Source organism: Serratia sp. GW822-FHT06E05, assembly GCF_058799445.1.
The window spans coordinates 148,593-161,831 of record NZ_JBXALM010000008.1; the positions used below are offsets into that span (position 1 = coordinate 148,593).

At 57.3% G+C, this 13,239-nt stretch carries 14 protein-coding genes; 5 read left to right on the forward strand and 9 right to left on the reverse strand.

Translation table 11 applies throughout. The annotated features are described in order from the left end of the window. Positions 1–257: 257 nt before the first annotated feature. Positions 258–1,301 (forward strand): GMP reductase, encoded by a 1,044-nt coding sequence (locus AC1RKC_RS18160; protein WP_020825222.1) that lies wholly within the window; start codon positions 258–260, stop codon positions 1,299–1,301. A 65-nt stretch (positions 1,302–1,366) separates the two neighbouring features. Here AC1RKC_RS18160 and hofC read toward each other — a convergent pair whose 3' ends face one another. The 4 genes from hofC to nadC all read right to left on the reverse strand — a co-directional run bounded on the left by hofC (position 1,367) and on the right by nadC (position 5,548). Then, positions 1,367–2,566 carry a protein transport protein HofC gene (gene hofC, locus AC1RKC_RS18165; protein WP_493092667.1) on the reverse strand — a complete coding sequence of 400 codons (1,200 nt, stop codon included), beginning with the start codon at positions 2,564–2,566 and terminating at the stop codon, positions 1,367–1,369. Then, a complete protein-coding gene (gene gspE / locus AC1RKC_RS18170; RefSeq protein WP_493092668.1) occupies positions 2,563–4,011 on the reverse strand; it encodes a type II secretion system protein GspE in 1,449 nt (482 codons plus the stop codon). The genes hofC and gspE overlap by 4 nt, the downstream gene beginning before the upstream one ends. After that, positions 4,008–4,457 (reverse strand): prepilin peptidase-dependent pilin, encoded by a 450-nt coding sequence (gene ppdD, locus AC1RKC_RS18175; protein ID WP_261139387.1) that lies wholly within the window; start codon positions 4,455–4,457, stop codon positions 4,008–4,010. Before ppdD ends, gspE begins: the two co-directional genes overlap by 4 nt. Positions 4,458–4,657: 200 nt before the next feature. Next, a complete protein-coding gene (gene nadC / locus AC1RKC_RS18180) occupies positions 4,658–5,548 on the reverse strand; it encodes a carboxylating nicotinate-nucleotide diphosphorylase (RefSeq protein ID WP_020825226.1) in 891 nt (296 codons plus the stop codon). An 85-nt stretch (positions 5,549–5,633) separates the two neighbouring features. On the opposite strand from nadC, the gene ampD reads away from it, so the two are divergent. Then, entirely contained in the window at positions 5,634–6,230 is a 597-nt protein-coding gene (ampD, locus tag AC1RKC_RS18185) for a 1,6-anhydro-N-acetylmuramyl-L-alanine amidase AmpD (RefSeq protein ID WP_261287277.1), read from the forward strand. Then, positions 6,230–7,084 carry a beta-lactamase regulator AmpE gene (ampE, locus tag AC1RKC_RS18190; protein ID WP_020825228.1) on the forward strand — a complete coding sequence of 285 codons (855 nt, stop codon included), beginning with the start codon at positions 6,230–6,232 and terminating at the stop codon, positions 7,082–7,084. Before ampD ends, ampE begins: the two co-directional genes overlap by 1 nt. Before the next feature lie 70 nt (positions 7,085–7,154). Here the strand turns inward: ampE and hemL are convergent, their stop codons facing one another. Continuing rightward, positions 7,155–8,444: a glutamate-1-semialdehyde 2,1-aminomutase gene (gene hemL, locus AC1RKC_RS18195; protein WP_116691284.1), complete on the reverse strand. Its 1,290-nt coding sequence runs from the start codon at positions 8,442–8,444 to the stop codon at positions 7,155–7,157. Between the two features lie 179 nt (positions 8,445–8,623). Here hemL and clcA point away from each other — a divergent pair, with 179 nt between their 5' ends. Next, the gene (gene clcA / locus AC1RKC_RS18200) at positions 8,624–10,063 is read left to right on the forward strand and encodes a H(+)/Cl(-) exchange transporter ClcA (RefSeq protein WP_493092669.1); all 1,440 of its coding nucleotides are present in this window, start codon (positions 8,624–8,626) and stop codon (positions 10,061–10,063) included. Between the two features lie 89 nt (positions 10,064–10,152). Further along, positions 10,153–10,497 (forward strand): iron-sulfur cluster insertion protein ErpA, encoded by a 345-nt coding sequence (erpA, locus tag AC1RKC_RS18205; protein WP_004950184.1) that lies wholly within the window; start codon positions 10,153–10,155, stop codon positions 10,495–10,497. Between the two features lie 58 nt (positions 10,498–10,555). Here the strand turns inward: erpA and AC1RKC_RS18210 are convergent, their stop codons facing one another. The 4 genes from AC1RKC_RS18210 to mtnN form a co-directional block, all read right to left on the reverse strand. Continuing rightward, the gene (locus AC1RKC_RS18210; RefSeq protein ID WP_048762938.1) at positions 10,556–10,804 is read right to left on the reverse strand and encodes a hypothetical protein; all 249 of its coding nucleotides are present in this window, start codon (positions 10,802–10,804) and stop codon (positions 10,556–10,558) included. A 226-nt stretch (positions 10,805–11,030) separates the two neighbouring features. Beyond that, the gene (locus tag AC1RKC_RS18215) at positions 11,031–11,645 is read right to left on the reverse strand and encodes a TRIC cation channel family protein (protein ID WP_020825232.1); all 615 of its coding nucleotides are present in this window, start codon (positions 11,643–11,645) and stop codon (positions 11,031–11,033) included. Next, complete coding sequence (btuF, locus tag AC1RKC_RS18220) at positions 11,645–12,451, reverse strand: vitamin B12 ABC transporter substrate-binding protein BtuF (RefSeq protein WP_176984200.1); 807 nt, start codon at positions 12,449–12,451, stop codon at positions 11,645–11,647. Before btuF ends, AC1RKC_RS18215 begins: the two co-directional genes overlap by 1 nt. A 1-nt stretch (position 12,452) precedes the next feature. Beyond that, complete coding sequence (mtnN, locus tag AC1RKC_RS18225; protein WP_020825234.1) at positions 12,453–13,154, reverse strand: 5'-methylthioadenosine/S-adenosylhomocysteine nucleosidase; 702 nt, start codon at positions 13,152–13,154, stop codon at positions 12,453–12,455. Positions 13,155–13,239 lie beyond the last annotated feature (85 nt).

Below are 13,239 nucleotides of genomic sequence, written 5' to 3' on the forward strand. Positions count from 1 at the left end.
AGAATTCGCAGTCTTGTCCGGCGATTATTAGCGCGTATGATAGCGTCACTGGAACTGGCATTAATCTATACCCGTCATTCTTCAAGCTGCAGGTGTGTTGACTGCGAGCGTTCACCCGAATCACTTACATAAGTAAGCTCATCGGGACTCTCGCCCTTGTCGCCTTCCTGCAACTCGAATTATTTAGGGTATACCCCGTCGCTTTTCAAGCCATTGCGTTTTGCGATCCGTCGCCATAAACCAGGAAATCATAAGTCATGCGTATTGAAGAAGATTTGAAGTTAGGCTTTAAAGATGTGCTGATTCGCCCAAAGCGTTCCACGCTGAAAAGCCGCTCAGAAGTTGAACTGGAACGTCAGTTTACCTTCAAACATTCTGGCTGTAGTTGGTCTGGTGTGCCGATCATCGCCGCCAACATGGACTCAGTCGGTACCTTCAGCATGGCAGAGGCCCTGGCTTCCTTCGATGTTCTCACCGCCGTACACAAACACTACACCGTAGAGCAGTGGGCCGCCTTTGTGCAGCGCGTACCGGCATCGGTACTGCGCCACGTGATGGTTTCAACCGGCACGTCCGACGCTGACTTTGTGAAAATGCAACAGATCCTGGCACTATCACCCGAGCTGAAGTTTATCTGTATCGACGTAGCCAATGGGTATTCCGAGCATTTTGTCGCTTTCCTGCAGAAAGCGCGCGAAGCCTGCCCAAAACATGTTATCTGTGCCGGTAACGTCGTCACCGGAGAAATGGTGGAAGAACTTATCCTGTCCGGCGCCGACATTGTTAAAGTCGGTATTGGTCCAGGCTCTGTCTGCACGACCCGCGTGAAAACCGGTGTCGGTTATCCGCAGCTGTCTGCGGTGATCGAATGCGCTGATGCGGCGCATGGCCTCGGCGGCCAAATCGTTAGCGATGGCGGTTGTTCGGTGCCGGGCGACGTAGCGAAAGCCTTTGGCGGCGGTGCTGATTTTGTCATGCTGGGCGGCATGCTGGCCGGCCACGACGAATGTGAAGGCACCATTGTGGAAGAGAACGGTGAGAAATTTATGCTGTTCTACGGCATGAGCTCCGAGTCGGCGATGAAACGCCACGTCGGCGGCGTTGCCCAGTACCGTGCGGCCGAAGGGAAAACTGTCAAACTGCCGTTGCGCGGCGAAGTTGAGTTCACCGTCCGCGACATCCTTGGCGGCCTGCGTTCCGCTTGCACCTACGTCGGCGCGGAACGTCTGAAAGAGCTGACCAAGCGCACCACCTTTATCCGCGTTGCAGAGCAGGAAAACCGCGTCTTCGGCAGCAAGTAAGCGGCGCGTATCGATACCAGCAATTTGTGGGCGCAGTTCAATGCTGCGCCCAATCACTGACGGACTTACCCCAAAACATTCCCCAACTGAAAGATCGGCAGATACATGGCGATCACCAATGTGCCGACAATCCCGCCCACCACCAGCATCAATAGGGGCTCCAGCGTTTGCGCCAGGGTATCGGCCAGCTCAAAGGTTTGCTGTTCATGCCACGCGGCCAGTTTGCCCAATAGGGTATCTAACGAACCGGATTCTTCGCCCACGCGCACCAGTTGCTGGCACAGCGTTGGGAAAAGCGCCTGCTGTTCCAGGGCGCGATGAAAAGTCTGCCCTTGCGAAATCTGTTGCCTGATGTTGTCAATTGCCTGGCGATAAAACAGGTTATCCACCGACAGCGCCGCCGCAGCCAACCCGTCAACCAGGCTGAGCCCAGCCTGCTGGGTCATGGCCAGAATACGGAATATTTGGCTCAGGCAGCCGCCTTTAATCAAGTGCGCAATCAGTGGCAGACGCAACAGCGCCGCCTGTTCGCGCCTGCGCCATTGAGGCTGCGGATGCAGACGACGAAGATAGGCGTATGCCATACAGACCAGAATCGCCGCCAGCCAGGGACCGCTGTCGATCAGCAGGGTGGAAAGGTTCAGCAATCCTTGGGTAAACCACGGCAGCGGCGCATTGAATGACTGATAGACGCCGGCAAATTCCGGCAACACCATCACCAGCATCAAAATGCTTACCAACAGCGCCACCGCGCAGATAAACAAAGGGTAACGCAGTGCCTTGATGACTTTCTTTTGCAGTTTTTGCTGTGCTTCCTGTTGTTGGGCCAGTTGCAGGCAGCATTCGTCCAGGTGACCGGTCAGCTCGCCAATGGCGATTAGCTGGCGGTAGATCAGAGGAAACACGGCATGTTGCTCAGCGATAACTTCAGAAAATGGCTGGCCCTGGCGTACCTGTTCACTCACTTCCCGCAGCAGGCAGCGCCAGGCTGCGGACGGATGCTCCGCAGCTAATAACTGTAAACCGCTGACCAGCGGCAATCCGGCCTGCAGCAGGGTGGCTAACTGACGGGTGAACTGGATCAGGGGTTCACCGCGCCATTGACCCGGTGAAATACGTTTTCCGCTGTTGATCTGGCAGGGTTGCAGCCCTTGTTCGATCAACCACTGGCTGACCTCATTCTTCTTACCGCTCATCAGCTCACCCTCACGCAACTGTCCGTGTGGGTCAATTGCCTGCCAGAGGAAAAGGCGGAGTGTTTTCACTGAGCGCCTCCGCCGTCGGCAATCACACCGACAATGCGGTATACCTCCTCCAGCGAGGTGACGCCCTGGGCGACCAGCGTTAGTCCGGCTTGCAGCAGCGTGGTCTGCCCCTGCTGCCGGGCGATTTCAGCCAACATGCTGGGGGCGGCCCCCTCCAGCAGGCCGGCTTGCACCTCTGGGGTAATGGTCAACAGTTCATATACCCCGGTGCGGCCATAGTAGCCGTTGAAGCAGTGCTCGCAGCCATCGGCCTTCCAGGGCAGCAGAGGTGTTGCCCAAATGGCCGCGGGAAAACGTACGGGCTGGCTTTGTTGATAGCGGCAGTGGCTGCATAACTTACGCACCAGACGTTGTGCGATCACCAGCTTCAGACAGGCGGCAATCAGGTAGCCCGGAATGCCCATATGGGTCAGGCGCGTCAGGGTTTCGCTGGTGGAATTGGTGTGCAAGGTGGAAAGCACCAGGTGGCCGGTTTGAGCGGCTTTTACTGCGATCTCCGCCGTTTCCCGATCGCGGATCTCACCGATCATGATGACGTCCGGATCCTGTCGCAGCAAGGCGCGTAATACGCGGGAGAAATCCAGTTCCGTTTTGGCGTTGGTCTGCGTCTGATTGATACCGAACAGGGGAATCTCAATCGGATCCTCGACGCTGCATAAATTACTCTGCGCGTCATTCAACTGACGCAGACCGCTGTATAGCGTGACGGTTTTGCCGCTGCCGGTGGGGCCGGTGACCAGGATCATGCCCTGCGGGCAGGATAAGGCAGAGGAAAACTGCACCAGTGCTGTCGGATCCATACCCAACCGATCCAACGGTAGCTCCTGGCGTTCAGTTTGCAAAATTCGCAGCACCACTTTTTCGCCGTGCAGGGTGGGCAGGGTGGCGATACGCATGGAGTAGCTAGCGTTATCCAACCGCACGCTGAGCTGACCATCCTGCGGCAGGCGGCGCTCGGCGATGTCCAACTGCCCCATGATTTTCAGTCGAGCCGTGAGGCGAGCCGCGAGCGTGAATGGCGGTGAGGTTATCACCTGCAACACGCCGTCGATGCGTAGCCGGATACGGAGAGTCTGCTGGTAAGGTTCGAAATGAATGTCCGAGGCTCGTCGCTGAATGGCGATGCGGAGCGTCTGATTGATAAATTGCACCACGGGTGCGTCACTGTCGTCGTTTAATGATGCCGCGTCGAATTGCTCCTCCGAAGTGGGCTGCTCGCGCCTATCGCCCTGCATTTGCCGCCTGTTCAGTTCCAATTCCAGCCTGGCTGCCGGCCACTGTTCCAGATGAATGCGTTTGCCGGTGGCAAAACGCAGGGCTGATAATAGCGCTTGTGGTGCCTCCGTCGTCAGGGCCACGTTCAGGCACTGGTCATCTTCACTGAGAGCCAGTGCCTGATAGCGTTGGCACAGGGTATGGATTTCTTCGCTGATTGCCGTACTCATGATGTCGGCGCCGCAGCGGTAGTGTCAAAACGGAAAACTTCCTGACAGGTTTCCTGCAGATTGCTGTTTTCGCTGGTGCACAGGCGTGTCCAGCGCGTCAGGCCGCTGGCATTTTGGGTTGGCGTCAGTGCGACCGTCAATCCCTGCAGCGTTTGCGAGCCGGTCAGCGAGATCACGCCCTGGCTGACCTGAACCGCGCTGACGTAGCGTGAGGCGTCGCCGGTAGGGATGCCTTTGCTACCGGCGTTACAGCCGGTCGGTGTGCCGCTGTCGAGCACGCACAGTTCAACGGCCAGCTTATACGGCGTCATGGCTTGCAGCATGTCGGTTATCGCTGCCTTTTGGATATAGCGCTGATAGGCAGGAATACCTATGGCGCTCAGTATGGCGATAATGGCGATCACCACCATCAGTTCTATCAGGGTAAAACCGCGCTGCGTTTCCATCCGTTGCTTCCTCCATGTCAATGTGGAGGCCAGAGTAATCAGGCCAGCGGGGCGCTTCGAGCGGGTGATGGCTGTTTTTAGGCGCAGTTCCACAGCATTCGATCGAGGTTGCAGCAGAGGGGAAAAGAGATGGGGCGAGCTTCGCAGTTTTGATGAAAGAACACCTCCCCGGTAGTTCAGGGAGGTGTGGAGAGGGGGGGTTATTTGAAGCGCATGGACAGATCGAGGGCGGTCACATGTTTGGTCAGCGCGCCCACAGAAATATAGTCCACGCCGGTTTCGGCGAAGGTACGCAGGGTTTCGCTGGTCACGTTGCCGGACACTTCCAGTTGTGCACGGCCCTGAGTTTGCGTCACGGCGGCGCGCATCATGTCGACGCTGAAATTGTCCAGCATGATAATGTCTGCACCGGCGTCCAGCGCCTGCTGCAGTTCATCCAGCGATTCGACTTCCACTTCGACCGGCACCTCGGCATGCAGCCAGAATGCTTTTTCGACCGCTTTTTTAATCGAGCCGGAGGCAATGATGTGGTTTTCCTTGATCAGGAAGGCGTCGGACAGCCCGAGACGGTGGTTGCTGCCGCCGCCGCACAATACGGCATATTTCAGCGCGGTGCGCAGCCCTGGCAGGGTCTTGCGGGTATCGAGCAGGCGGGTTTTCGTCCCCTGCAACAGTGCCACATAGCGGCTGACTTCGGTTGCTACGCCGGAAAGCGTCTGCACAAAGTTCAGCGCAGTGCGCTCACCGGTAAGCAGCACCCGTGCCGGGCCGGTCAGTTTGCAAAGCGCTTGGTCTGGCACCAGGCTATCACCGTCCGCCACCAGCCAATCCACTTTCACCTGGTTGCCCAACTGGATAAAGACTTCATTCAGCCAGCGTTTTCCGCAAAAAATACCGGGTTCGCGGGTGATGATCGTGGCTTCGGCCTGGGTATCGGCCGGCAACAATTGCGCGGTAATATCGCGTTCGGCATCGACTTCGCCTCCCAGGTCTTCACGCAGCGCCTGGGCAACGGCATAGGGGATATCGCTTTCAATTCGTTCAAGAAGCTCGGTGCGGCGAGTGTCGGCACTGTAGCGGCGTGTCGGCATAGAAAACTCCGAAATGGACGGTAAGATCGTAGGGGGAACATGCTACTCTGTTGCCGTGACAAGTACCACCGCCCAGAGGTGTCTGATGCAGTTAGAACAAGGCTGGATTGTCGGGGTAACCCGGGTTGTCTCGCCGCATTGCGATCTTCGCCCGAATGAGGAGGCGCCTTCGCTGCTGGTGATCCACAATATCAGCCTGCCACCCGGCGAGTTCGGGGGCCCCTATATCGATCGGCTGTTTACCGGTACTCTTGATCCTGCGGATCACCCCTATTTTTCTGATATTCATCAACTACGCGTTTCGGCGCACTGCCTGATCCGTCGCGACGGTGAAATCATTCAGTATGTGCCCTTTGACCGACGAGCCTGGCACGCGGGCGTATCGTCGTATCAGGGACGAGAGCGCTGTAACGATTTTTCGATCGGCATTGAACTGGAAGGTACCGATCATGTGGCGTTCACGCCGCAGCAATACCAAAGTCTGAACGCGGTGACCGCGCTGCTGATCCGGCATTATCCGACGTTGGCGGCGCATATCACCGGGCACAGTGACATTGCCCCAGGCCGTAAAACCGATCCCGGCCCGGCGTTTGATTGGAATTTATATCTGGCATCTCTGGAACAACCTGGCGGGCCAGATGACGCTATGCTTGGAACAATGGAAAGGGAGAGGAGTCGCTAATGACGCTGTTTACGCTGTTACTGGTTCTGGCGTGGGAACGTTTATTCAAGCTGGGTGAGCATTGGCAGTTGGATCATCGCCTTGAGGTGGTATTTCAACGGCTGCATCGGTTTTCACTGGCGCAAACGCTGCTGATGACGCTGGCCTGGATGGTGGTGGTGGCAGGGATTTTGTGGCTGTCCCAGGGACTGTTTTTCGGCGTAGTGACGCTGTTGCTGTGGATCGTCATTGATTTGCTGTGTGTCGGCGCAGGGATCAAGCGTAAACACTATCGGGCCTATCTGAAGGCCGCTCGGCAGGGGGATGCCCATGCCAGCGATCAAATGGCGGAAGAACTGGCGTTGATCCACGGTTTGCCGGTGGATTGCAGCGAAGAGTTGCGCTTGCGTGAACTGCAAAATGCGCTGCTGTGGATTAACTTCCGTTATTATCTGGCGCCGCTGTTTTGGTTTGTGGTCTGCGGGCCTTACGGGCCGATTGCGCTGGCAGGCTACTCTTTCCTGCGCGCTTACCAGACCTGGTTGGCACGCCATAACACGCCGCTGGAGCGTTCGCAGTCAGGCATCGATCATCTGCTGAACTGGCTGGACTGGATCCCGGTGCGTCTGGCCGGCGTGGCTTACGCGTTGTTTGGTCACGGTGAAAGAGCGTTACCGGCGTGGTTTGCGTCTCTGGGCGATCGTCACTCTTCGTCGTATCAGGTGCTGACGCGGTTGGCGCAGTTTTCACTGGCGCGCGATCCCCATATGGATCCGGTGCAGACGCCAAGGGCAGCGGTCAGCCTGGCGCGTAAGGTGACGATGATTATCGTGGTGGTGGTGGCGCTACTGACCATTTACGGAGCCTTGCTCTAAAGCCAGAGCGGGGGGCACGATGGAAATAAAAACGGGCGCCTGGCGCCCGTTTTTATTGGCTTGATGCGTCTTACAGTTTGGCGAAGCAGCGACGCGCGGCATCGATGGTACGCTGAATGTCTTCCTTGCTGTGCGCAACGGACATAAAGCCGGCCTCAAAGGCGGAAGGCGCCAGATACACCCCTTCCTCCAGCATCAGGTGGAAGAAGCGCTTAAAGCGTTCTACGTCGCACTGCATCACGTCCTGGTAGCAGGTCACTGCCGGTGCATCGGTAAAGAACAGGCCAAACATCCCGCCAACGTGGTTAACCACCAGCGCGATGTTTTCTTCTTCAGCCGCGTGCAGCAGGCCAGCCGCCAGCATATCGGTCAGCTCGGTCAGGGTCTGGTGGATACCGACCTGAGAGACTTCGGTCAGACAGGCGTAGCCGGCCGCCATCGCAATCGGGTTGCCGGACAGGGTGCCCGCCTGATAGACCGGCCCGGTTGGCGCCAGCGCGTCCATCACTTCACGACGGCCCCCAAAGGCACCGACAGGCATGCCGCCGCCGATGATTTTACCCAAACAGGTCAGGTCCGGCACCACGCCATAATGAGCCTGAGCCCCGGCCAGCGCCACGCGGAAGCCGGTCATGACTTCGTCAATAATCAACAATGCACCGTACTTGTCGCACAGTGCACGCAGGCCCGGCAGGAACTCCGGCAGTGGCGGCACGCAGTTCATGTTGCCGGCGACCGGCTCGACGATGATGCAGGCGATCTCGGAAGGATATTGTTCAAATGCGGCCTGCACCGAATCCAGATCGTTAAAGGTACAGGTCAGGGTATGCTTGGCGAAATCGGCCGGTACGCCCGGGGAGTTAGGCTGGCCCAGGGTCAGCGCGCCGGAGCCGGCTTTGACCAGCAGGCAGTCGGCGTGGCCGTGGTAGCAGCCTTCAAATTTGATGATTTTGTCGCGGTTGGTGTAACCGCGTGCCAGACGGATGGCGCTCATGGTGGCTTCGGTTCCCGAGTTCACCATCCGCACCATGTCCATGGTCGGCACCAGTTCGGTAACCAGCTCCGCCATTTTAACTTCCATCTCGGTTGGCGCGCCAAAGCTCAGGCCGCGCTGCGCCGCTTCAATGACCGCATTGCGGATCGCCGGGTGGTTGTGTCCCAGCACCATCGGGCCCCAGGAACCGACGTAGTCGATATAACCTTTGCCGTCGACGTCGAACAGGTAAGCCCCGTCCGCCCGTTCGATAAACAGCGGCACACCGCCAACGCCGTTGAATGCACGCACCGGAGAGTTAACCCCGCCTGGGATTACCTGTTTTGCCTCGGCATACAGACTTTCGGACTTGCTGTTTAAGCTCATAGAACGGCTCCTGGATTCTCTTTTGAATGATTTGACCGCGCTATTCTAGTGAAGTGTTCGTCGATATGAAACGATCACAGTCAGATACCTATTTAGAGGGGCGATCGATTAGCGGGTGGGTTAGAATAATCAACTAGCCTATTTGTATTACATTTAATTCCATTAATGAATAACCCATTATGACTGAATTACAGCAACAGCCGCGGGTGGCGCAGGCCCCACGTCTAAAACGCAGTGACGCAGTGCGCCAGCTTTTACGTCGGGATAAAACGCCGGTGGCGATCCTGTTTATGGCGGCGCTGGTGGGCACCCTGGCGGGGCTGCTCGGGGTGGCCTTTGATAAGGCGGTAGATTGGGTGCAGCAGCAGCGCTTTTCCGCGCTGGCGCAGGTCGCCGATTATTGGATCCTGGTTTGGCCGCTAGCCTTTATTCTTTCCGCCGCGCTGGCGATGTTGGGATATTACCTGGTACGTCGCTTTGCTCCTGAGGCTGGGGGATCGGGCATACCGGAGATCGAAGGGGCATTGGAAGAGCTGCGTCCGGTGCGCTGGTGGCGGGTGATCCCGGTAAAATTTATCGGCGGTATGGGCACCTTGGGCGCGGGTATGGTGCTGGGCCGCGAAGGGCCTACGGTGCAGATGGGCGGCAACGTCGGGCGCATGGTGCTGGATATCTTCCGCATGCGCGGTGCTGAAGCGCGCCATTCTTTGTTGGCAACCGGTGCAGCCGCCGGCCTGTCTGCGGCCTTTAACGCCCCGCTGGCGGGCATTTTGTTTATCATTGAAGAGATGCGGCCGCAGTTCCGCTACAACCTGATTTCGATTAAAGCGGTGTTTATCGGCGTCATCATGTCGAGCGTGGTGTTCCAGCTGTTCAACGGGGAAGGTTCGGTGATTGCGGTGGGCAAGCTTTCCTCGGCGCCTATCAATACCCTTTGGCTGTATTTGGTGCTGGGGGCAATATTTGGTGCGGTGGGGGTGATGTTCAACGCGTTGGTCTTCCGCACTCAGGATATGTTCGCTCGCCTGCACGGCGGAAAAATGCGCAAAATTTTGTTGATGGGCGGTTTGCTCGGCGGTATTTGCGGCATTCTGGGGCTGATCCAGCCCGAAGCCGCTGGCGGCGGTTTTGGCCTGATCCCGATCGCCGCAGCGGGCAACTATAGCGTCGGCATGCTGATGTTTATTTTTATCACCCGAGTGATCACCACGCTGTTGTGTTTCGGTTCCGGGGCACCGGGCGGCATTTTTGCGCCAATGCTGGCGTTGGGCACGCTGTTTGGCACCGCTTTTGGCCTGGCCGGCGGGCATTTGTTCCCCGAGTACGGCATCGAAGCTGGCACCTTCGCTATTGCCGGCATGGGCGCCCTGTTTGCTGCCACGGTGCGTGCGCCGTTGACCGGGATCGTGCTGGTGCTGGAGATGACCGACAATTACCAGCTCATCCTGCCAATGATAATTACCTGTCTGGGTGCTACGCTGGTGGCGCAGTTCCTCGGGGGCAAGCCGTTGTATTCCTCCATATTAGCCCGCACCTTACAACGGCAGGAAGCGTCGCAGGCCAGCGAGGCGGCCGATAAAACACGTAAAGAAAATACAACAAATGCGGTGAATACTTGAACGCAACACTCAGGTATTGGATAATCATTAACATTAATCCGGCCGCCATTGTAGCGACCTGATGCAGAACAATGTTGGGAGTAAAGAGTATGAGTGATGAAACAGCACTGCCCCTGCAATTTACCGAGGCAGCAGCAAGCAAGGTTAAAGTCCTGATTGCTGATGAAGAAAATCCGAATCTGAAGTTGCGGGTTTACATTACCGGTGGCGGTTGCAGCGGATTCCAATACGGCTTCACTTTTGACGACAAGGTCAACGATGGTGATATGACTATCGAGAAGCAGGGCGTCGCGCTGGTGGTTGACCCGATGAGCCTGCAGTATCTTGTGGGCGGCTCGGTCGACTATACCGAAGGCCTGGAAGGCTCGCGCTTCGTGGTGACTAACCCGAACGCCAAAACCACCTGCGGCTGTGGATCTTCCTTCAGCGTCTGATCCTGCGTGCAGCAGTACTAAACCCGCCAACCTCACCGGTTTGCGGGTTTTTTTATGGCTACCATTCTACGGTGACCAATTCTCGGTAGGTTTCACTGCCGCTTTCGTTTTGTAACCTGCTACGGGTTACCTTAGGTTGGGTGTCGGTCGCATTGCCGCATTTCACCTGAGGGACTGTGTCGCTGACATCTACGCTGCACATAGGCATTAAGGTCAGGCTGACGCCGATTTTGCCGCTGGTGGTACCGGCGTAAGAGAGAGAGATGCACAGCAGTACGCTGAACAATAAGATAATATTTTTCATCATTAGGACAAAGCCATCCGTAAGCAATCACATAATGGCTTATCGGCAAAAAGTTAATAAAATTTAACAGGACGGGAGAATGGTTAACTTGAACTTAAAAAGTTTATTACATTGTTTTCCCTGATTTTTTCAGACGCAAATAATAACATTTGTTTATTAATTGGTCGAATATTCTGCTATAGGGAGTGGGGGCGTGATAAGACTCCGCCCGGGATCGGGCGGAGTGGGATTAGCGCTCGAGGATAAATGCGGGCAGTTTCAGGTGCCAGCGAATGGCCGCCAGCCTGATGGCTAGCGTGATGACCATGCCAAGCATCATCGCCTGCTGCAGCGGCATACCGAAAGTGGCGAAGGCCGTGGCATGTACGATGCCGCCGATAATGCAGGCAGTAGCGTAAATTTCGGTTCGCAGGATCATGGGGATTTCACGCGCCAGCACATCGCGGATAATGCCGCCGCCAACGCCGGTGATCACGCCCATACAGATTGCCACTAATGGGCTGGCATCGGCGGCAAAGGCTTTATTTACCCCGATGCCGACGAACACCGCCAGCCCGACGGCATCCAGCACCGGCAAGATCCACTTAGGCAGGCGGCGCGGCTGGCGCACCAGCAGCAGCGTCAGTACGCAGGTGATCATCGCCACCACCAGATCGGTCGGATCCTTTACCCAAAATACCGGCCCGTTAGCCAATGCCATGTCGCGAATGGTGCCGCCCCCGACCGCAGTGACCACGCCAAGCACCAGCACGCCAAAGGGATCCATCCGCAGCTTGCCCGCCAGCAATACGCCGGAAATGGCGAAAACTGCCGTGCCCAGGATATCCAGCCAAAACACCAGCATTAATGGATCTCCGCCAGTTGGCTGCACAGCTGTTGCGCAGCCAGCATGATGCGGGGACCGGCGCGGTTGAACCAGTCGCCATTGAGCGCAATCACCGGTACCTGCAGTTGCGGCGCCCAGAAGGCTTTTACGCTGGCAATCTCTTTTTGGTCACCGGTAATAACGATGGCCTGGGGTTGACGCGCCAACACCTGCTCACGACTGATTTGCGGCCACGGCATGCGGCTGTCGGCAAAGATGTTTTCCGCACCGCACAGCGACAACACCTGGCTTTGCAGGGTAGCACCGGAAGTGGTGAACAGGGGCTGGGTGCCGAATTGCAGCAGGACCCGTCTTGGCTGAGTGTGAGGATATTTGTTTTTCAGGTCGGCAATTTGCTGACGAAGAGCGTCTGCGGCCAGATGCGCCTGTTCAGGATGCGGGCTGTATTGGGCCAGTTGATCCAGCGAGCGGGGGATATCATCCAGAGTCGTGGCGTCGGCATAGAAAATCGGAATGCCGAATGCGGCGAGCTGATCCAGCACTCGCTGCGGATTGCCACCGCGCCAGGCGAGGATCAGATCCGGCTTTAGCGCCAGTACCCGCTCCAGATTGATGCCTTGCCAGGAGGCGACCTGCTCGAGTTTCTTGGCTGCTGGCGGATAATCTGAATAGGCGCTCACCGCCAGCAGCGTGTCGCCCATGCCGGCGGCATAGGCAAGTTCGGTGGTATTGGGTGCCAGGCTGATCACGCGCTGGGCAGCGCCGACAGGCAGCGCCACCCATAATGCCAGCAGCCACAACAGGGCTGAAAAGCGTCGCGTCACATTAACCGCGCTTAGCCAGGGTCTGCAGCATGGCGTTAACCATCAGCGTGGATTGCTGAGCGGCCACCACCAGGAACTCGTCGAAGCTCATGTGCGATTCACTGTCGGCAACGTCAGAGATTGCGCGTACCACGACAAACGGGGTGCCGAACAGGTGGCAAACGTGGCCCACGGCCGCCGCTTCCATTTCTACTGCCGCCACGCTCGGGAAAGTCGCGCGAATGCGGGCCAAAGGCTCTGCGCCGTTAATGAAGGCATCGCCGCTGCAGATCAGGCCGCGTACGGCGTTCAGATCCAGTTGCTTGATGCAGCTTTCCGCCAGGGCAATCAGCGCGTCGTCCGCGACAAACGCCGCCGGGCAGCCGGCCATTTGGCCTGGTTCGTAACCGAAAGCGGTCACGTCGGCATCGTGATAACGCACTTCTTCGGACACCACGATATCGCCGACCTTCAGCGTGCTGGCCAGGCCACCGGCAGAACCGGTGTTGATCACCACGTCCGGCTTGCAGTGTTCCAGCAGCAGGGTGGTCCCCATGGCCGCAGAAACCTTACCGATGCCGGACTTCAGCAACGCCACGTCAACGCCGCCGATCTGGCCGGTATAGATTTCACAGCCCGCGCGTTGAATGGTCTGACGGTTTTCGATTTGATCGCGCAGCAGGGTGACTTCCTGCTCCATTGCGCCGATGATGCCTACTTTCATAAATAACACTCGCTGATTGGGTGTGGGAATTGCGCCATAGTCTATCATGGCTCTCATAGAGAGATAATGCGTTGCATATGCCGTC